The organism is Bacteroides sp. AF39-16AC (assembly GCF_003602735.1).
GTDB lineage: Bacteria > Bacteroidota > Bacteroidia > Bacteroidales > Bacteroidaceae > Bacteroides > Bacteroides uniformis.
On record NZ_QTLN01000001.1, the window covers coordinates 255521 to 277181 of the forward strand.

The 21661-nt window shown below is 45.3% G+C and carries 17 protein-coding genes; 7 read left to right on the forward strand and 10 right to left on the reverse strand.

The features are described from left to right. Nucleotides 1-3: 3 nt before the first annotated feature. Both DW039_RS01070 and DW039_RS01075 read right to left on the reverse strand, forming a co-directional pair. Nucleotides 4-3405, reverse strand: a complete 3402-nt coding sequence (locus tag DW039_RS01070; RefSeq protein ID WP_120381623.1) for a TonB-dependent receptor — start codon at nt 3403-3405, stop codon at nt 4-6. Nucleotides 3406-3640: 235 nt separating this feature from the next. After that, nucleotides 3641-4654 carry a FecR family protein gene (locus tag DW039_RS01075; RefSeq protein ID WP_120381575.1) on the reverse strand — a complete coding sequence of 338 codons (1014 nt, stop codon included), beginning with the start codon at nt 4652-4654 and terminating at the stop codon, nt 3641-3643. A gap of 137 nt (nt 4655-4791) precedes the next feature. Between DW039_RS01075 and DW039_RS01080 the strand changes: the two genes are divergently transcribed. From DW039_RS01080 to DW039_RS01095, 4 genes are all read left to right on the forward strand, one after another. After that, the gene (locus tag DW039_RS01080) at nt 4792-5370 is read left to right on the forward strand and encodes an RNA polymerase sigma-70 factor (RefSeq protein ID WP_022401932.1); all 579 of its coding nucleotides are present in this window, start codon (nt 4792-4794) and stop codon (nt 5368-5370) included. 353 nt (nt 5371-5723) lie between these two features. Then, complete coding sequence (locus DW039_RS01085; RefSeq protein WP_016272905.1) at nt 5724-6218, forward strand: hypothetical protein; 495 nt, start codon at nt 5724-5726, stop codon at nt 6216-6218. Beyond that, nucleotides 6215-7144, forward strand: coding sequence for a ThuA domain-containing protein (locus DW039_RS01090; protein WP_119979607.1), 930 nt, complete (start codon nt 6215-6217; stop codon nt 7142-7144). Before DW039_RS01085 ends, DW039_RS01090 begins: the two co-directional genes overlap by 4 nt. Before the next feature lie 5 nt (nt 7145-7149). Beyond that, nucleotides 7150-9564: a glycoside hydrolase family 9 protein gene (locus DW039_RS01095; protein ID WP_120381576.1), complete on the forward strand. Its 2415-nt coding sequence runs from the start codon at nt 7150-7152 to the stop codon at nt 9562-9564. Nucleotides 9565-9641: 77 nt separating this feature from the next. On the opposite strand, the gene DW039_RS01100 is transcribed toward DW039_RS01095, so the two are convergent. Further along, entirely contained in the window at nt 9642-12275 is a 2634-nt protein-coding gene (locus DW039_RS01100) for a valine--tRNA ligase (protein ID WP_005831983.1), read from the reverse strand. Between the two features lie 186 nt (nt 12276-12461). Here DW039_RS01100 and DW039_RS01105 point away from each other — a divergent pair, with 186 nt between their 5' ends. Together DW039_RS01105 and mazG are read left to right on the forward strand one after the other, a co-directional pair. Beyond that, entirely contained in the window at nt 12462-13508 is a 1047-nt protein-coding gene (locus tag DW039_RS01105) for a DUF3810 domain-containing protein (RefSeq protein WP_009038076.1), read from the forward strand. An 8-nt stretch (nt 13509-13516) separates the two neighbouring features. After that, entirely contained in the window at nt 13517-14341 is an 825-nt protein-coding gene (gene mazG / locus DW039_RS01110) for a nucleoside triphosphate pyrophosphohydrolase (RefSeq protein ID WP_035449333.1), read from the forward strand. Between the two features lie 130 nt (nt 14342-14471). Here mazG and DW039_RS01115 read toward each other — a convergent pair whose 3' ends face one another. The 6 genes from DW039_RS01115 to rpsA form a co-directional block, all read right to left on the reverse strand. Continuing rightward, nucleotides 14472-14945, reverse strand: coding sequence for a hypothetical protein (locus DW039_RS01115; protein WP_009038074.1), 474 nt, complete (start codon nt 14943-14945; stop codon nt 14472-14474). A gap of 25 nt (nt 14946-14970) precedes the next feature. Beyond that, entirely contained in the window at nt 14971-15336 is a 366-nt protein-coding gene (locus tag DW039_RS01120; protein WP_008665222.1) for a hypothetical protein, read from the reverse strand. 47 nt (nt 15337-15383) lie between these two features. Next, the gene (locus tag DW039_RS01125; RefSeq protein ID WP_005831992.1) at nt 15384-15938 is read right to left on the reverse strand and encodes an RNA polymerase sigma factor; all 555 of its coding nucleotides are present in this window, start codon (nt 15936-15938) and stop codon (nt 15384-15386) included. A 54-nt stretch (nt 15939-15992) separates the two neighbouring features. After that, complete coding sequence (locus tag DW039_RS01130; RefSeq protein ID WP_008665219.1) at nt 15993-16907, reverse strand: ribonuclease Z; 915 nt, start codon at nt 16905-16907, stop codon at nt 15993-15995. Between the two features lie 34 nt (nt 16908-16941). Further along, nucleotides 16942-17733 carry a hypothetical protein gene (locus DW039_RS01135; protein ID WP_008665217.1) on the reverse strand — a complete coding sequence of 264 codons (792 nt, stop codon included), beginning with the start codon at nt 17731-17733 and terminating at the stop codon, nt 16942-16944. Between the two features lie 175 nt (nt 17734-17908). After that, nucleotides 17909-19705, reverse strand: a complete 1797-nt coding sequence (gene rpsA, locus DW039_RS01140; protein ID WP_005831997.1) for a 30S ribosomal protein S1 — start codon at nt 19703-19705, stop codon at nt 17909-17911. A 196-nt stretch (nt 19706-19901) separates the two neighbouring features. Here rpsA and DW039_RS01145 point away from each other — a divergent pair, with 196 nt between their 5' ends. Continuing rightward, complete coding sequence (locus tag DW039_RS01145) at nt 19902-20723, forward strand: alpha/beta hydrolase (RefSeq protein WP_005832910.1); 822 nt, start codon at nt 19902-19904, stop codon at nt 20721-20723. 3 nt (nt 20724-20726) lie between these two features. On the opposite strand, the gene coaW is transcribed toward DW039_RS01145, so the two are convergent. Next, complete coding sequence (gene coaW / locus DW039_RS01150) at nt 20727-21557, reverse strand: type II pantothenate kinase (protein WP_005832001.1); 831 nt, start codon at nt 21555-21557, stop codon at nt 20727-20729. Between the last annotated feature and the right edge of the window lie 104 nt (nt 21558-21661).

A 21661-nucleotide genomic window follows, 5' to 3' on the forward strand; every position in this document is an offset into this window, starting at 1 on the left:
GAATTAAAAGTTTATGTTTAACCCAAAGTTATAAGTTCTCATCAACGGATATGCCAGGTTGGCTCCCCAATCCCTTTCCTCACGTTCGGGGTCAGCATCCTTCAAAGCCTTGTTACAGAACGTAAGCAGGTTTGAACCATTGACAAAGATACGGGCACTGTTCAACCCGATTCTTTTCATAAATGATTTTGGCAGATTGTAACCGATCTCCATACTCTTCAAACGGAGATAAGTAGCTTGCGGAAGCCAAACGGAAATACCATAATTCCATCTACTACCATTATCCGAAGTATTAGAGAAATTGTGGCGTAATGCCGGATAATAACCGGCTACCCATTGTGTGGCAGGATTATACGGATCATCTGTTATATTTGCAGGATGCCAACGATCTACATACTTCGCAATTAAATAAGATTTATTTGTCTTGCCACCATATCCCCAAACATCATCATTGGCATATCCGATGGAGTAACCGGAAGCTCCTTGAAACAGCATATTGAGATCAAAGTTCTTATAAGAAGCCGCCAAAGTCAACCCATACTGGATAGGAGGATTTGCACCGGTTGCCCAAAACTCCGGAACACGGTCACTGCTGTTAATCCTGCCATCACCATTCAGGTCAAGCAATCTGTAACTACCCGGAAGCATCTTAGAGTTACCCAAGTTTCCACCAATCAAAGGAGCCGTTTCATACTGTTCCAAAGAAGTATATTGGCCATCGTATTTATACAACCACATCACATTACTGTTACGGTTTTCCTTTCCATTCAGCCATCTATCCATAGAACTGGTATATTCTGCATGTTCCACATGCAGACTTCTTTCACGGGCATACGTAAAATTAGCACTTACTGAATATGAGAAGTCCTTACCGATTTGTCCTCTGTGTCCCAATTCAATCTCAAAACCCCGGTTCCGGTTAGAATTCAGATTTTCCTTCGGGAAACTTGCACCAAATGTATCAGGAGCAGATTGTGCACGGTCGGCCAAAATGCCTTCATTCTTACGATTGAACCACTCGATAGTACCACTCAACTTACCGTTCCATAAGTCAAAATCCAGACCTACATTGGAAATAGAAGATGTAACCCAAGAAAGCCGGTCAGTCACTACACCAGGAGCTACCATACCCATAATCTGGCTGGCACCATCAAAAACATAACCATTAGAAGCTGAATTATAAGCAGATACATATTGGAAAGGATCACCGGCATCATATCCACTTTGCCCAAAAGAACCCCTGATTTTCAAATTAGTAATAAACGGCAAATTGTCCTTGATGAAACTTTCTTCCGAAAGCCGCCATCCGGCACTTACCGACGGGAAGAACGTCCAACGCTTAGAAGGAGCATAACGATAAGAACCATCATAACGCCCTACTACTTCCAACAAGTATTTACCGGCATAATCATAGTTCGCACGCATCAGATAGGCTGCCAAACGGCCAAAACTACGATACCCTGAATTGGTAGCTGTACCCGGACTTGCCTGATTCAAAATATCATTAGTAAACAACTCTGAATATTGCCGGGAACCGGATAATTCATCGCGTCGTGTACTGTTCAACTCTGCCACAGCTGTCACATTCAAATTGTGCTGATTGAAAGAACGCATATAATTAGCCTGCAACCTGCCATAAATCTTCTGATATATTCTCATCGTATTGGAATAAGCATCAGTACTACCTCCCGTACCGGCAGGCGCATCTGTATAATAATCATACAACGGATAAGAACGATTTAAAGAAGAGTTGTTACGATTGTTACCGTCAAATGACCCCAAAAGACTCAATGCCAACCCTTTTACAAAAGGAACTTGCCAATTCAATTCCACATCGGCAGAATACGTCAGGCCTCTGTTCTTGCGATAACCGTCTATATCCGGATCAACCAACGCAAAAGGATTCTTGTTTTCAGGACCGATTGCAGACAAATGATTGGGATTATTAATCGTATGAGTACCGATACCACGGTCATTAACCATCAAAGTCTTAAAAGTCCACATAAAATCCTCTCTCGGCCTTTGGGTTTCATCCCAACGCCCGGACAGATTCACATTCAGTTTCAGCCCTTTCGTAAGCTCTGCAGTCAGGTTACTTCTCAGATTATATCTATGATAGTATTGGATACCACTCTTCAGCAAACCATTATCGCCATTATAGCCGAAGCTCACATAATATTTCACCTTATCCGTTCCGCCTCTCACAGAAACAGTATGCGATTGCTGGAACGCCAGTTTATTCATAAACATGTCAATCCAGTTATTGTCTGTATAACCCTTAGCCCCGGTTCTATACAGTTCCAGAATATCGTCAGTGTATTCAGGGGCAGCCTGGTCATTACGTGCCCTTTCATTGGCCAACATGCGATAAGTATAAGCATCTACCGTTTCTTCCATACCCGTGGCATTCTTCATACCGAACAATGCCGAGTAAGATACTCGGGTCTTTTCGGCCACACCTTTTTTGGTAGTAACAATGATTACGCCATTAGCCGCATTCATACCATAAATAGCGGCAGAAGCATCTTTCAAAATAGAGATACTTTCTATATCCTCAGAATTCAGCTGTGCAAGTTCTTCAGTACCTTCACGTGTGATACCATCAATTACCACCAACGGGTCACCATAACCGCGAATGCTCACCATATTGTCGAAAGTTCCCGGCTCTCCGGTTTTCTGACGAATCAATAGTCCCGGCATCTTACCTTGAATATTGCTAATCAGATTCTCGGTCTTGGTCGTAGCTATTTCATCAGCACCAATGGCTGCAATGGCACCGGTCAGTGATTCTTTCTTCTGTACACCATATCCTACAACAACCACTTCATCCAATATCTCAGCATCTTCTACCAAAACTATCTTGAACGAATTTCGGCCTGCAACCTTTATGTTTTGTGTCTTATAACCTACATAGCTTATTATAAGAGTAGCATCAGAGCCCACATTGGTCAGAATGAAATTACCGTCAATGTCTGTTATGACACCGTTGGTAGTTCCCTGCACCAAGATACTGGCACCAATCACCGGTTCACCGGTTGCATCGACCACAGAACCTTTCACCGTCGCAGCCTGCAAAGCCATCTGTACCCCATCAGCTCCTACAGCTTTATCATAAAGGATTATATTACGGTCCAATATCTTATAGCCTATATTGGTTCCTTTGAATACATCATTCAGAACCTTGAATATGGTTTTGTTATTTGCCCGGACCGATACACGGCGCTTAACGTCAATCTGCTTGTTGTTGTAGAAGAAAACAAATTCGGTACCTTGTTCCAGCTCCGTCAGTACTTCATCAACGGTCTTGTCTTCAAGAGCAATGTTTACCATTGTCTTTTGAGCATAACCTTCATTGGCAAAAGTCATACCAACCAAACAAAACAACATAAATAATGTGCATCTCATAGCAAGAGGAATTTTTTTCATGCATCTCATCAGGACACTTTTTGCCCTAAATGATTGGATACAATAGTGTTTTTTCATAATTTTGTATTGATTTCTAGTGAAAAAATAAAGTTACTTTATCTGTCGCCAAACAGATATTTAAAAGTTACTGTGTTTCATGCAGGAAAATGCGCCAACATTTTCCTGCATGTTTTTCTAAACGGACTTGTGTTTCATCATACTACTTTTTAAAGGGTTAATAAACTTCTATTACCTGTCTCTCGGCATCCACATCACCATCTTCAACAAACTTGAAATGAATATTCGAGGAGATTCGGAAGTGCTCCAATATTCGCTCCAAACGTTGTTTGGTAAATGTAGCCGTAAAGGAATTCTGCTTCAATGAAGCCTTTTTCAGAATGAATTCCACATTATACCTTTTGCTCAGACTATTCAATATATCTTCAAACGGAGTGTTCCTGAAAATCAAACGTCCGTCCTTCCAACATGTTTCCACGTCTACATTGACTTCTTTCACAACGACCTTTTCCCGCACTATATCATAAATAACCTTTTGCCCCGGTATCATCATTACATTATTTCTCCTGCCGTTATTCACATAGGAGAAACTGACTTTACCCGAAACCAAAGTGGTCTGTACCGTCCTGCTCCCTTTGTAAGCCTCTACGTTGAACTCCGTTCCATGTACCACTATCTTGGAATTGTTCAGCGTGCCGACAATGAACTTCTTTTCATCTTTTGCGACAGAAAAGAATGCTTCACCCACCAACTTCACTTCCCTTTTATCATCGGCAAATCGGGAAGGATAGCGCAACGACGACGACGAGTTCAGAACGACTTCCGTTCCATCCGGCAATTCGACAGAAGTAGTCATTCCCGGATTTGTCCTGACTTCCATCATATGTATCTCTTCTTTATCCTTGTCCCAATAAAGGATAGACCACGATACCATCAAAGGGATGAATAAAATGGCGGCCGCCCGTTGCATCCCTCTAAATAATACCTGATACCTATTGACCTTTTTCTGTTTCATCTTACGATGTACATCCTCCAAGGCCTTCTTTACATCCAGCCTGGATGAAATCTGCGCCATGTCCGCCGCCAGGCCGAGTGTCTGAACCTGGCGGGCTGTCCTACGGTTCTCTTCCGATGCTTCCAGCCACTCCTCTACCAGAGCAGTTTCATCCTCCGTTGTCTCTCCTTCATAATAGCTGAGAAGCAGGTTCTCCATTCCCTCTCTTTTTACCATAATTTTTATTGCTAGCTTTAATCTAAAGACAAACGGGTGAAAAGAACTCCTAAACAAAAAACTAAAAATATTTTATATACTTAGATTATAATAGGAAAAAAAGCTATTTTTGCCCAACAATAATGAACCCCCACCCTATGAGAAACATACCATTAGAAGATACATCTTTATTATCCGCCATACAAAAAGGAGATAGAAGTGCTTTTGATGTGTTATTTCAAAAGTACTATTCAGTGCTCTGCACCTACTGCTATCGTTTTGTCCGGTTGGAAGATGCAGAAGAGATTGTTCAGGACGTCATGCTATGGCTTTGGGAAAACCGAGAAAGACCCGTTATCGAATATTCGCTCAAGCAATATCTGTTCAAGGCTGTCTACCATCGTTGCATGACCCGGATTGCCCAAAATGAAGTGAAGCAACGGGCAGACACCGCTTACTATGAACGAATGTTCGCCATGCTGCAGGAGGTGGATATCTATCAAATCAACGAATTAAGCAAGCATATACAAAGGGCCATCAACGAACTGCCGCCTACTTATAGGGAAGCTTTCATCATGCATCGTTTCCAGAATCTGAGTTACAAGGAAGCTGCCGAACTACTCAACGTTTCCCCAAAAACGGTAGACTACCGCATCCAGCAGGCTTTGAAGATATTAAGGGTCAAGCTGAAAGATTATCTGCCACTGATATTGATGCACCTGCTCACCTCGCATTAAGACCATACACAAGCAGAACGTCCCCTATACCTTGTCGGCTACACACCGGGACTTAGCCCTAAAGAGTATAGGACTGAGAGGTCAAAACATCCGGATGTTTTAACCAAATACATGGGGATGTTTTCACCCAAAACACCCGGATGTATTACCCAAAAACATCCGGGTGTTTTAATGGAAAGGATGCGGATGTTATGACCTCTCAGTATACGGGTCAGACCGGTTCAGTCCTGATGGGAGAGGCACTAAGTCCCTATACATCCCGTATTCATTAATTATTCTAAAAAAGTTAGGGAAAACTCCGGGCCACCGGTCATATAAGCAAGAAGTAACCCTATTATTATCATAACCTCAAAATGCACGCAATGAGAAAACTGATTATCCTATTGTCGGCGCTGGTGTACGTCATCCATGCACAAGCGCAATTTTCAGTGACAGCCCATCAGGAAGGATGGGACAATATCCCTCCACAAGTACAAAAACCGGGATTTTCCTTTCAGCAATCCGTACTTGCCAATATGGACGGGGACGATGCCCTTGAAGAAGTAATGCTTTTCGGACGTGACAACGGGCACTACCCCACTTTCGACCTTTTCAAGGCCTACTATGCAATCGTAGACAACTATACCAAAGAAATACAATACATTTCCGACGAGATTTATGTCACCGACAAGTACAATCTCCTTGTAGAAGACCGCAACAAGGACGGCATCTCCGAACTCTACATATCCTACTTCAAAGACGGAAAGTTCAGCGTAGACGAACAAGGTTACAATCTGCGCACCACACGCTGCTACGACCGTATAGAATGGAACCCTACTGGCAAAAACTTTAAATCTTCCGGAAAATGAAAACAAGACTGACACTTATCCTGGTACTCCTTATTTATATAGGAACTGCCTCGCACACACACGCACAGCAAAAGAAAGTAATCAAAACCATGATGATAGCCGGGCAGGACGGCAGCCATTACTGGCAAGGCGCCTGCGAAGCCATGAAGCAGATATTGGAAAACAGCGGAATGTTCAAAGTGGACTTTGCCTTTACACCCGACTTTGGTGGAGACATCGCTACCTTCAAACCCGATTTCCACCAATATGATTTAATCGTCATCAACTACGGCGGAGCTACATGGACAGAACCCGTACGCAAGAATTTCGAGAAATACGTTGCCAATGGAGGCGGTGTGGTAGTGATACATTCCTCCGTCGTCCCGATGGCCGACTGGAAAGAATACAACGAGATAATAGGCATGGGGGCCTGGGACGGACGAAACGAAAAGGACGGTCCGTATCTGTACTGGAAAGACGGACAATACGTCTACGACTACTCTCCGGGGTATGCCGGCTACCACGGCTTGCAGCACGAAACCGTCATAGAACACCGCGCCCCCCATCATCCTATCCTGCAAGGATTGCCTCCTCAATGGAAACACTTCAAGGACGAGATATATACCCGCCTACGCGGTCCGGTAAGAAACATGGAAATATTGGCCACCGCCTACGAACGCGGACGGCATGAACCGTTGATGTGGACAGTAAGCTACGGGAAAGGGCGCATATTCGTCGACCTCCTGGGGCACTGCGGCAACGACCCGAACATGACTTACTCCATGCGCTGCACCGGTTTCCAGGTGACTTTACTCCGGGGATGCGAATGGGCTGCCACCGGTGCCGTCACCCAAGAAGTTCCCACAGATTTCCCACTGAAGGATACTTATACATTACGTCCGGAGTTCAAGGCTCCTTTTCATGCTTACCCTGAAACCAAACACTGAATACCATGAAATACATCATCCGAACACTGCTGCTGGCATGCTGCTGCATGCAGGCACAAGCACAAGCTCCGTGGAAACCCGATACGGAACTGGAGAAACAATTACAGCAAAGCAATCATGTGCACCGCATAATGAAAGCTAATCCCGCACACGCCGGACTGACGCGGTGGGAAAAGAAAAAGGTATTGAAAAGCAGGGTACTCCCCCTGGCCGAAGATTTCGGCGCTCTGCGCCACACCGGACCCGGAACCATACATGTGGACCGTAAAGTCACTGTCTCAGGCAAAGGAAGTGTCCGTCTGGACACTCCTGCCTCCCTGGGCAAGAAGAATCCAACAAACCGGAATTACGCCACCCCGGAGATTATCCGTCCCCTCGACCGGGAAGACTTGCGGGAATACAACCGCTTTTCCGTTTGGGTATATGTGGATGCACCGGGCGTTTATCTGACCTTTGCCGGATTCACCCTATACAATGAAGGAGAGAAAATCATGCCGACTCCCGGACGCTTTGAAGGACAACACTTCGAGACTGTCTATCCCAACAAATGGCAGCACATCATATGGGAGATACCGGACCTATACCGTGACTGTGTCACCGGCTTTTCGGTAAACATCATGCTGGCAGGTGCTCCTGCAGGAGCCAGCGAACGCATGAGCCTATACATAGACGACATGCGCATCGAAAAGGTAGAAGCGGAAAACAGCCGGGGATTCGACCTGCGAAAAGACGCAATGGCCTACTGCCACAGCGGATACAAGCCGGGAGCACGCAAGCAGGCTTTGGTGCAGCACATGCCGGAAAGGGCTTTCAGCCTGCACGATGCCGCCACGGGACAAACCGTTTATCAAGGTACGGCCAGTCCTCTGAATCAGGACAAGAAGCAGGACAAAGGATTTCTTGTACTGGACTTCAGCAGTTTCAATACGCCCGGACAATACTTCCTCTCCATCGGTGATGTACAATCAAAGCCTTTCCCCATCGGAAATGATGCCTACCTGTCTACCGCCTGGCACACGCTGAACTTCTTCTTTTCCGAACGTTGCGGTTTCGACCAGCCCGGCATTCATCAGGAATGCCATCAGGATGTATTCGCCTATCATCCCGACGGACGGAGCATGAGCATTGCCGGAGGATGGCACGATGCAGCCGACCTGACTCAAGGAACGGGAAATACAGCCGAATCGTGCATCGCCCTCCTCGAAATGGCCGGTGCCGTACAAAGCAAAGACAGTATCTTCTACGAACGCCTGCTGGAAGAGGCACGCTGGGGAGTGAACTGGATTCTGCGTACCCGCTTCGGTGACGGCTACCGACTGGGTGGACTGATTATCGGCATTTGGACAAAGAATATCCGTGGTGACAAAGACGACATGCAGACAGAAGCACGAAATACGCCTACGGACAATCTGAAAGCCGCTTCCAGTTGCGCACTCGCCGCCCCTCATTTTGAAAAGAAAGACCCAGTGTTTGCACGGTGGTGCCGGAACAGTGCCATTGAGGACTTCCAATTCGCCATCGACCTGCTGGATACACAAAGGACGGAACAGAACGAAACCGAACTTTATGCCCTTGCCACCGTCACAGCCATGCGTTTGTACCGCCTTACACAAGATGTTTACTATCTGGACTGGGCAACCCGGCTGGCACGTACCGTCATGGCGGGCCAACAGTTGGAAAAGCGTACCGACTGGAAAATCCCCCTGCGAGGTTTCTTCTATGAATCTTCCCGGAAAAAACGTATTCTGGCCTATTATCACCAAAGCCAAGAGCACTTGATGGCCGAAGGACTCTCGACGCTACTGACAGATGCCCCTACCCATCCGGACGCCCCGTTGTGGCAGGCATCCTGTGAAGCCTATGCAGACTATCTACGCGGGATTTCACAACTGATTGAGCCGTATGGCATACTGCCAAGCGCCGTATACGAGGTGGATAATACCGATTATAAGAATCTGTACCACGAAGGAGAGCAGGTAGGGCTTCCCAGCCTGGAAGAATACAATGCACAAGTACGCAACGGCATCCCTCTCTCGAAGGATTTCTATCTGCGCCGTTTCCCCGTCGCCTATCAGTTCAGGGGATTCCACGCTGTTGTCATGGGCAAAGCCAAAGCAGCCTTTATTCTTGCACGCCTATTCAACGACAAAGCGTTAAGGGATATTGCAACCCGCCAGGTAGAATACATATTAGGCTACAACCCGTTTGCCATGAGTACCGTTTATGGAGACGGATATGACTATCCGCCGCTTTACGGGGCATACGCCGGAAATGTTGTGGGAGCCGTGCCCGTAGGAATCGAAACATTCGAAAATGAGGACGAACCCTACTTCCCGATGCAAAATAACTGCACTTACAAGGAAATCTGGACACACACCACCGCACGCCTGATGTGGTGCGTAGCAGAACTGTTCAAATAAACAGTTCATTATACCGCTAAAAAAAGCTCCGGAGTTGAAGGTTCCGGAGCTTTTTCTCTGTTTTATGTGATGGACAGTTATGCCTTTTTCAATGCTGCAATACTTTCCTTGAGAGATTTGATGATACTTTCAGCATCTGCCTGCTTCTTGCGTTCCATCTCAAGAACGGCGGCAGGAGCATTATTCACAAACTTCTCGTTACCCAGTTTCTTCAGCACACCCTGCAAGAATCCTTCCTTATGCTTCAGTTCAGCCTCCATACGGGCTATCTCGGCTTCCACGTCAATCATATTACCCAAAGGTACGGCATATTCCGTAGTACCTACCATGAAGGAAGCAGCACCGTCGGCCTTGTTCTCCACTATATTGATGGAGGAAAGGTTACACATTTTCATGATAACCGCGTTGAATGCCACAACCGGATTCTCACCGATAACCTGCAACTCAAGTGTCTCTTTTTGGGCGATGTTCTTCTGCAAACGGATGGAACGGATATTGCTGATAACCTCTTTCACCACTTCAAACTCCCGGATGATATCCTCATCTACCAATGCCGACATTGACAACGGGCTTACCATCAAGCTCTCACCGTCTGTACGGTCGCAAAGATGCTGCCACAACTCCTCTGTAATAAATGGCATGAACGGATGGAGCAGATGCAACAAGTTATCAAAGAAACCGATAGTTGCTTCATACACTTTCCGGTTGATGGGCTGGCCGTATGCCGGTTTAATCATTTCCAGATACCAGGAAGAGAATTCGTCCCAGAACAGTTTGTAAACAGCCATCAGCGCTTCACTCAAACGGTACTTGCTGAACAAATCAGCCACTTCGGCAGCCACTTCATTCTGCTTGGCCTCAAACCAGCGTATTGCCAGTTCTGAAGCTTCCGGTACCGGAACTTCCGCACTGACTTCCCAACCTTTAATCAGACGGAAAGCGTTCCATATCTTATTATTGAAGTTACGTCCTTGCTCACACAGTGCATCGTCAAAGAGGATGTCATTGCCAGCAGGAGCTGAAAGCATCATGCCCATACGTACACCATCGGCACCGTATTTCTCAATCAAATCCAGCGGGTCGGGAGAATTACCCAACGACTTGGACATCTTACGTCCCAGCTTGTCACGGACAATACCCGTAAAATAAACATTCTGGAACGGCATCTTACCTTCATATTCATAGCCTGCCATAATCATACGGGCTACCCAGAAGAAGATAATGTCCGGACCGGTCACCAAGTCGCTGGTAGGATAATAGTAGTTTATCTCCTCGTTACCCGGATTGTTGATACCGTCAAACAAAGAGATGGGCCACAACCAGGAGGAGAACCAAGTATCCAGGCAGTCCTCATCCTGACGAAGGTCTTCCAGTTTAAGGTCTGCATTACCCGTTTTCTCTTTTGCCAATGCCAAGGCTTCTTCGGGAGTGGCAGCCACTACATAACCACCTTCCGGCAAAAAATAAGCAGGAATGCGATGCCCCCACCACAACTGGCGGCTGATACACCAGTCCTTGATATTTTCCAACCAGTTCTTGTACGTATTCTTATATTTGGCAGGATAGAACTTCAACTCATCATTCATCACCGGCGGCAAAGCCATGTCGGCAAAGTGCTGCATCTTCAAGAACCACTGCATGGAAAGTTTCGGTTCGATGGGCACGTTGGTACGTTCGGAGAAACCTACCTTGTTGGTATAGGCTTCCACTTTCTCCAACAGACCGGCAGCAGCCAGGTCCTTCTCAATCTGCTCGCGCACATCGAAACGGTCCATACCGATATACAAGCCGGCAGCTTCACTAAGCGTTCCGTTATCATTGAAGATGTCGATGCTCGGCAGATTGTACTTCTCACCCAGCATGTAGTCGTTCACATCGTGGGCAGGAGTTACCTTCAGACAACCGGTACCGAACTCTATATCTACGTAATCGTCCTCGATAACCGGAATAACACGTCCTACCAACGGAACAATCACCTTCTTACCCTTCAACCAGGTATTCTTGGGGTCATTCGGATTGATGCACATGGCTGTATCTCCCATGATGGTTTCAGGGCGGGTGGTAGCAACCACTGCATAACGTCCTTCGGGGTCACCTTCTACCATATACTTCAGATAGTACAGCTTGCTGTGCTCTTCTTTGTAGATTACTTCCTCGTCACTAAGTGCGGTCAGTGCCTTAGGGTCCCAGTTCACCATGCGGACACCACGATAAATCAGACCTTTGTTATACAAGTCAACAAAAACCTTGAGCACGCTTTCACTGCGTTTCTCATCCATAGTAAAAGCTGTACGATCCCAATCGCAAGAAGCACCCAGCTTGCGGAGCTGCTTCAAGATGATGCCGCCATGTTCGTCAGTCCATTCCCAGGCATGCTTCAAGAACTCGTCGCGGGTAAGGTCTGTCTTCTTGATGCCTTGTGCGGCAAGTTTGTTCACCACCTTGGCCTCGGTAGCAATGGATGCATGGTCGGTTCCCGGCACCCAGCAGGCATTCTTGCCTTCCATGCGGGCACGGCGTACCAGAATATCTTGTATGGTATTATTAAGCATGTGTCCCATGTGCAACACACCGGTGACGTTGGGGGGCGGGATGACGACGGTGTAAGGCTCACGACCATCGGGTTTCGAACTGAATAATTTGTGGTCCAACCAATACTGGTACCACTTTCCCTCCACGTCAGCGGGATTGTACTTACTTGCTAATTCCATGTTTTTAAATCTCTATAATTAATTTATTGCGAATAACGGGGACAAAATTAATGAATTAAAATTTAAATATATATTTTTGTCCCTACAAAATGAGTCAGGAGTTAGTAGGAGTTAAAGGGAGTTATCGCCCTCCGGGCTTAGGAGTTAGAGGTCGATAGTCCTCTTAATGGTAGGTTGAAAATAAAAATGAGAGACAAATTGAAAATCCGGTATGTCGTATTAATCGTATTACTGTCTGTTGTATGGGCAACGCAGCTCATTCCAATATTGGGAGAAGTATATGCACAGTCTGTATATCCGGTGATTTCCCATTTCTTGTCCTCCTTTTCAAAACTCATGCCTTTTGCCATAGGCGACTTGTTTATTTTCCTCAGTGTACTCGGACTTCTTTTCAATCCAATCAAGGCACGCTATATCCAAAAGAAAAAGTGGAAACAGATTCTGCTGAACGAAATGGAATACTTGCTGTGGATATATGCATGGTTCTATCTGGCATGGGGACTGAACTACTCACAGAAAGATTTCTATGGCAGGACAAACATTCCTTATACTGCCTATACTCCCGAAATCTTTCAGTCATTTGTAGACAACTATATAGACAAGCTGAATGCTTCCTATACAGATGTCACCTCCATTGACGAACCATTGGTCTGCCGGGAAAGCGTACACGGATACAACCAAATCAGCGATACGCTGGGGATACATCGCCCTCCCCACTCCTCTCCGCGCGTGAAGACCATGCTTTTCACTCCGTTCATTTCCATGGTCGGTGTTACGGGAAGCATGGGACCTTTCTTCTGCGAATTCACGCTGAACGGCGATTTGCTTCCACCACAATATCCTGCTACTTATGCCCACGAGCTGGCACACTTTTTAGGCATCACCAGCGAGGCAGAAGCCAACTTCTACGCTTACCAGGTCTGCACCCGTTCGCAGGTGAAAGAGATTCGTTTCAGCGGCTACCTTTCCGTGCTCTCACATGTGCTGGGCAATGCCCGCCGACTGATGAGCGAAGAAGAATACGCAGAACTTTTCAACCGGATACGTCCTGAAATCATAGAACTGGCCCAAAAGAACCAGCAATACTGGATGGAGAAATACAGTCCGCTCATCGGAGACATCCAGAACTTTATCTACGACTTGTACCTTAAAGGAAACAAGATTCAAAGCGGACGCAAGAACTATTCGGAAGTAATAGGCTTGCTTATCTCATACGAAGAATGGAAAAACTAAATTTCAAAATCATGCATACAAGAAAAGAACAGATGGAAGCCTTCGGCCGCTTCCTCGACATACTCGACGAGCTGCGCGAGAAATGTCCCTGGGACCGCAAGCAGACCAACGAAAGCCTGCGCCCCAATACCATCGAAGAGACTTATGAACTTTGTGACGCCCTGATACGCGATGACAAGAATGACATCTGCAAAGAGCTGGGGGATGTGCTGCTGCATGTGGCTTTTTATGCAAAGATAGGCTCCGAAACCGGTGATTTCGATATGAAAGACGTATGCGACCGTCTTTGTGAGAAACTTATTTTCCGCCATCCCCATGTCTTCGGCGATGTAAAGGCCGAAACCGCAGGCCAGGTTTCTGAAAACTGGGAACAGCTAAAATTGAAGGAAAAAGATGGGAACAAAACAGTGCTGAGCGGTGTACCCGCTGCCCTACCCTCGCTCATCAAGGCCTACCGCATCCAGGACAAGGCACGCAATGTAGGATTTGACTGGGAGGAACGCGAGCAAGTGTGGGATAAGGTAAAAGAAGAAATCCAAGAATTCCAGGCTGAAGTCGCCCACATGGATAAAGAAAAGGCTGAAGCTGAATTCGGCGATGTCATGTTCAGCCTCATCAACGCTGCCCGCCTCTACAAAATCAATCCGGACAATGCGCTGGAACAGACCAACCAGAAGTTCATCAACCGCTTCAACTATGTAGAAGCGCACAGCATCAAGGAGGGCAAAAACCTCCATGACATGACGCTGGAAGAAATGGACAAGCTATGGAATGAAGCGAAAGCATTGGAAAAAGAAAGCAAACAAGATGATTCTTCTAAAGGTCAGGTTTAGCTGGCTAAAGCAAAGGTTTAGGGAACTAAAGTAGAGGTTTAGCAAGGCTAAAACGAGGTATCTCTCATTAACAAAAGAAGGTTGCTCACACCATCGTGGCAACCTTCCTTATTTGTAATTCATTCACTACTCATTTTTTCCCTTGCGGTCTTCGCTGGGGGCCATCTCCCTTTTTATGCATGCCTTTCAGCAGTTCACGATGGAAACGCATTTCAGCTCTTTGCACCAGATAAATCTTTTTACAAGACAATATCTTCTTGAATTTATCAAAGTAGGTCTTGTCCAACCGGTCAGAAGCAATACGGGCATCATACACACCTTCCATAATTTCCTCATACTGGGCTTCGGTTGTTTTTTCATCTTTCCCTTGCCGGAGCAATTTCCAAGCCTCGTCATTCAACTGCTTTTTCCGGTCTTGCAATTCAAAATACAATGGGAAGAACTTAGCTGCTTCCTCACTCGTCAGCCCGGCTTTCTCCGTTATAAACGCTTTTTGTTTGGCACGAAACTCTTCGGGTGACAGATGCTGATCACATCCATCACTAGCCCAAAGCAGGGGCATCATGCCACATATCATAACCAATAAAACAATCAGTCTTTTCATTTTTAAATAGTTGAGTGTTGTTACCTTATTCTGCATCAGAGTCTGCCAAATAAACATACAATGAATAATCATCCAGCATGGAATTCTCTACGGCCATATTAATATATTCCATTTCTGTTTCCGTATCATCAGCAGCCATACGCTCTACAGATGGAGTATGCTCCGAAGAAGCCACGCGGATAATCAATGCCGCACCTATAAACATGGCGGTCATATACAACCAAGGCTTTACCTTCTGCCACATTGTAGGCTCTGTCTGTACAGCAGTGAGTTTTTCTTTTTCGGGAAGCCGGTTCATTACCTCTGAAGTAAGATTCTCAAAGTAGCCGTCAGGAACGCGGAAAGGATTTTCCGTCCCTATCTTTTTCAGTATTTTATCTTCTTCTTTCATAAGCTTTCTCCTTTCTGTTTAATTAGACATTGTTTTGTGGCAAAGGTTTAATACTCCTCACCCAAAAACTTTTCTATTTTCTTCACGGCATGGTGATAGGAAGCCTTCAAGGCACCTACGGAAGTACCAAATATATCGGACATCTCTTCGTATTTCATTTCCTGGTAATACTTCAGGTTAAACACCATACGTTGTTTTTCCGGCAAGGCAAGCAAGGCTTTTTGCAAAGCCATCTCTGCTTTATCACCGGAGAAGTAAGGATCACTTTCAAGCTTTTGAAGTGCATCTGCCTCGGGGTCATCCAAAGAGACTGTGGAAGCAGCCCGTTGTTTGTTCAGAAAAGTGAGGCATTCATTCAAGGCTATGCGATAGAGCCAGGTAGAGAGTTTAGCCTCTGCCCTGAAATAATCTATATTAATCCATGCTTTAATGAAAGTATTCTGAAGTAAATCATTGGCATCTTCATGAGAGAGGACCATACGACGAATCTGCCAATACAACTGCTCGCTATATTGGGTAACAATCATCTCAAATCCCCGCTTTTGTGTGCTTTCTTCTTGTAGAAGAGCCAACACTTCGCGTTCATTATAGGAAGGGGTCATAAATTTCTATTCGCATTTGTTGTTTTAGACTGCCAAAGATACGAAAAGTTTAATTCATACCGATACACAAAGTGTTTCTTTGGCAAGCTGAGTATCCGGAAAAATAGCGGATGCTTCTTGAAGCAAGACATTTTCATCTTCGTATCGTGCCGAAAAATGTCCTATCAACAACTTCTTCACCTCAGCCCTCCTGGCTATTTCGGCCGCTTGTGCAGCAGTTGTATGAAATGTTTCTTTGGCACGTGGCGCATCCTCATTCGCAAATGTCGCCTCATGAAAAAGTAAATCAACCCCTTTTATCTGCTCCACGATAGAAGGAAGATAGATGGTATCCGAGCAATAAGCATAACTGCGGGACGGAGCAGAAGGACGGGTCAACAAGTTGTTGGAAACAGTTTTTCCCTCCGGTGTCACGTAATCGGCCCCATTCTTTATACGATTCAATTCGTATACCGGCACTTGGTAGAAATCGACCATTTCACGGATAATATGGTTAGGACGCCGCTTTTCTGCAAACAAAAAACCACAACACGGCATACGATGACGCAAAGGAATGGTAGTAACCGTCAACGAACGGTCTTCATAAATCAGCATCGGTTCTTTCGTATCAAACTCATGGAAAAGGACCTTGTACGTCATCTGCCTATTAAAAAAATCCAGCATAGGTGTCAGTAATGTTTCCAGCCCTTTGGGAGAATGGATATGCAACTCTGCTGTACGTCCTAAAAGGTTAAGTGTAGAAATCAGTCCTAATAAGCCAAAACAATGGTCTCCATGCAAGTGAGAGATAAAAATATGATTCAAACGTGAAAACTTCAGATGTGATTTACGGAACTGCAACTGCGCCCCTTCCCCACAATCAATCATAAACAACTTGTCGCGCACGTTCACAATTTGAGACGTAGGGAAATGACGCGTTGTGGGTAAAGCGGAACCACAACCAAGAATATGTAACTCAAATTTTTCCATTCCAAACCTTCCGAACTGATTTCTACTCCTTGATTTATAGAAGAGCCTTTATCTCTGAAACTCCAAAAGATATTTCAAAAGTTTCTCCGGATTTATTCCCTTTATACAGATAGCCCACCCCTTTATCACACTTCACACATACTTCCAAGAACATGCGCAAGGCTGGATCGGAGGAGTTCAAAGAGTTCTTCACATTTGCCTTCATCTGTTCGGCATTTTCCTTCAAAGCAGACATCTGTACTACAGATTCGTCAATCGTATAATGATAAAGCACCTTATCCGACTCGATTGTCAGTTTATTGAGCATAGTGGCTTCATCCACCTGCATCGGGCACGATACGTTGGTCATCTTCACTTGCTCTTCCAGTTTCTTCTTATCACTGCTTTCAGCAGTTGAACCGCCATTCAATATATCTTTCAAGTCCTGAGTAGTCAGATAACATTCCACTTCGTTACCGGATGTCTTTCCTTTATATATGAACTTTATACCGGAATCAGTACCGACAACCAAATCCAGCATCTCTTTAATGGACCCTTGTGGATTACCGAACATAACAGTCACAGCAGACTTCATTGCATCAGGATTCTCTTTCAAAGCGTCTATATTGAGGAAACTTTCATTCATAAGCAGTACATATACCACATCCGACCCATCAAAAGTAATACTGGATATTTCGCCGGAAGCTCCCATATCCATGGGACATTGTTTGTTGGCAGCTGCGATAGCCAGCTTGAGTTTGGACTTCTGGCCGCATGCGGTTAGTAACATCAGCGACAGGCAAGTGAACAACACCATCTTCCCTGCATTTTTGAACATGTTTTTCATAATAAATGAAAATTAAATTATTGAATATTTCTATGATTGCAAAAGTAACCACCCTGCAAAGATAAACATTTATGGAAAAACCATCCTTAATTCCATAAAATTCTATTGACAAATCATAAAAAAGAAGGGCACTTGTTTGCGCAAGTACCCTTCCTTCATTTATAGAACGGAGTAATTATTTCTTTCCAGCTTCCATCTGTTCCTTCAAGGCAGCCAAAGCGTCGATGTCACCCAGAGTAGTAGATGCAGCCTGGTTTTGGATAGCAGGAGCAACGTCTTCTCTCTTACCGGTTGACTTCTTAGTAGCAGCCTTCTTTTCAGCTCTTTCTTCTGCCTTTGCAGCATCTTCGAAGATACGGCTGTGAGAAAGGATGATACGCTTAGCGTCCTTGTTGAACTCAATTACCTTGAATTCAAGCTTCTCGTCCAACTGAGCTTGTGAGCCGTCTTCCTTAACGAGGTGCTTCGGAGTAGCGAAACCTTCTACACCATAAGGCAGAGCAACTACAGCGCCCTTATCCAGCATTTCGATGATAGTACCTTCGTGTACCGAACCTACTGTAAATACAGTTTCGAATACATCCCAGGGATTTTCTTCGAGTTGCTTGTGGCCAAGGCTCAAGCGACGGTTTTCCTTGTCGATTTCCAGAACTTGTACGTCGATGTCTGCACCAATCTGAGTGAATTCAGACGGATGTTTAACCTTCTTCGTCCAAGACAGGTCAGAGATGTGAATCAAGCCGTCAACACCTTCTTCGATTTCAACGAATACGCCGAAGTTAGTGAAGTTGCGAACTTTTGCAGTGTGCTTGCTGCCGATAGGATACTTCTCTTCGATAGTTTCCCAAGGATCAGACTTCAGCTGCTTGATACCCAAAGACATCTTACGCTCTTCGCGGTCCAAAGTCAGGACTACTGCCTCAACTTCGTCACCTACCTTCATGAAGTCTTGTGCAGAACGCAAGTGCTGTGACCAAGACATTTCAGATACGTGAATCAGACCTTCAACACCCGGAGCGATTTCGATGAATGCACCGTAGTCAGCCATAACTACAACTTTACCCTTCACGTGGTCGCCAACCTTCAGGTTAGCATCCAGTGCATCCCAAGGATGCGGAGTGAGTTGCTTCAAGCCGAGAGCGATACGCTTCTTCTCATCATCGAAGTCAAGGATAACGACGTTGAGTTTCTGGTCGAGTTCAACCACTTCTTTCGGATCGCTAACACGGCCCCAAGAAAGGTCTGTAATGTGAATCAAACCATCTACGCCACCCAAGTCGATAAATACACCATAGGAAGTGATATTCTTAACGGTACCTTCGAGAACTTGTCCTTTTTCGAGTTTACCGATGATTTCCTTCTTCTGTTGTTCCAGTTCGGCTTCGATAAGAGCCTTGTGGGAAACAACCACATTCTTGAATTCCTGGTTGATCTTAACAACCTTGAATTCCATAGTTTTGCCAACGAATACATCGTAGTCGCGGATAGGCTTCACGTCGATTTGAGAACCCGGCAAGAAAGCTTCGATGCCGAATACGTCTACAATCATACCACCCTTTGTGCGGCACTTGATGTAACCCTTGATAATTTCTTCGTTTTCCAAAGCTGCGTTTACGCGATCCCAAGAACGGGTAGCACGAGCTTTACGGTGAGACAGAACGAGCTGTCCTTTCTTGTCTTCCTGGTTTTCGATGTATACCTCAACAGTATCACCAACCTTCAGTTCAGGATTGTAACGGAATTCACTCATCGGAATGATACCGTCTGATTTGTAACCGATGTTCACAACTACTTCACGCTTGTTCATTGCGATTACGGTTCCATCAACTACCTCGCGGTCGTTAACCTTGTTCAACGTATTGTCATACGCCTTTTCCAGTTCTTCGTGGCTTGCACTGGCTACTGATTCGCCGTTCTCATAAGCATCCCAGTTGAAGTCTTCAATAGGAGCTACATTCTTTAAATTTTCCATTAATAAATAAATTGTTTAACTCGTTAATTAAGTGAGACTTTATGTTGACTCATTGTAAATCGGGCGCAAAGATAGAAGTATTTTCTTGAACTACAAAACAAAAAGCATTCAAAACAGCAGTGGAATAATCAATTAAAGAATAAAAAAAATGTTACCTTTGCATCGTTTCATTTATACATAATCTCAATAATTTATCATGAAAAAGATAATCGCATGCATTTCCATCATTTGCTATACATTATTATGTTATAGCCAAAATCAGACAACGGACAACAACTACCGTACGCAAAAGAACATTTCCTATCTTCATCCCGGCGAAAAAGACAGTTATAAGCTGGAGCGTTGCAAGCTCGACCTCCATTATCCTACTGATAAAAAAGGATTTGCCACCCTTATCTGGTTCCACGGCGGAGGACTGGAAGCCGGAGAAAAACATTTTCCGAAGGAGTTCCTGGAGCAAGGCTACGCCGTGATAGCCGTAAACTACCGACTCAGCCCGCGTGCCCAAAATCCTGCCTACACGGAAGATGCCGCAGAGGCCGTTGCTTGGACTTTCGAGAATATAGAAGAATTCGGAGGAGACAAAGACAAAATATACATAGCCGGTCATTCAGCCGGTGGTTATCTCTGTCTGATGCTCAATCTGGACAAGAGTTACCTGGCAAAGTGGAATATTGATGCCAACAGCCTGGCAGGCGCTTTCCCCATCAGCGGACAGACCACCACTCATTATACCATCCGCAAAGAACGCGGGCTGCCTTCCGACACTCCGATTATAGATAAATATGCTCCTTCCAATAACGTAAGAAAAGACGCTTCACCCATGATACTTATCACTGGCGACAAAGAGTTGGAGATGCTGGCACGCTATGAGGAAAACGCCCATTTATATGCCCTCCTCAAAGCACTGGGACAAAAAACCACCCTCTATCAGATGGAGGGATTTGACCACGGTACGGTGGCCGCTCCCGCATGTACCTTGATAAACAGCTATATGAAGAAGGCAGGCAAGAAGTAACCACTACCCTTGCCTTTCTTTTATATATGCCAATGCCGCTCCTATTGCTGTTCTATATTCAGCATAGGGCGGTATATGAAAATGTACATGATAGATGGCTTCCATTTTAGAAAACACCTCCCGGCACTGGGGCAGTTGGGTGAGATTCCCTATCAGAACGAAATCCTTGATAGGACTGTTCAAAGCTGACAGTACAGCAGCTCCTCCAATGGTTTGAAGTACCGTATAAATTATACCGCAGGCAATATCTTCTTGAGAAGCATTGCTATCTGCTTTCCCGAAAAGAGAGGCGGTAGCACTCACTGGCAAGTCAGGCAAAGCAGTGTTGCAAATATCACCTATCTGCAAGTTGACACGAGTTACATCCCCTTTCTCAGCCAACTCGGACACCTGATGAATATCATGAGTTTTCAACAGCAACCTCGATAATCCCTGCAAGGTACCTCCACCAATCCCCAAGCCGCCAATATGCTGCACCTTGTCTCCGTCTATTTTCACAAAAGAAGTGCCGGTACCCATGCTGACTACAATCAGTTGGTCTATATCCGTTGCATGTCTAGCTCCCAAACCATTGGCAATAAACTCATCCGTTTTGCGAGTAGGCAGTCCATATAGAGGGCTGTTGACAAATGCGCTTCCCACTCCCGTCAGCATCACCTGCTCCACATCGGCCAGCTGTATACCATTGTCATAAATATACTTACCGAATGCTCCGAATAAGGAAGTCACCGGGTCGGTAGCCGTAATAAACATTGGAGACTGTATCTGTTCTCCATTGATTCCAACGATTTTCGTGGTACTTCCACCCACATCTATTCCTATTACTATACCCATAGCTCCAAGTAATTTGCAGCAAAGTTACAAAAGAATCAATAATTGACAATTGATTAATGTGATAATGTGCCAATATGCTAATTGGCTAATTGGCTGCGCTATGT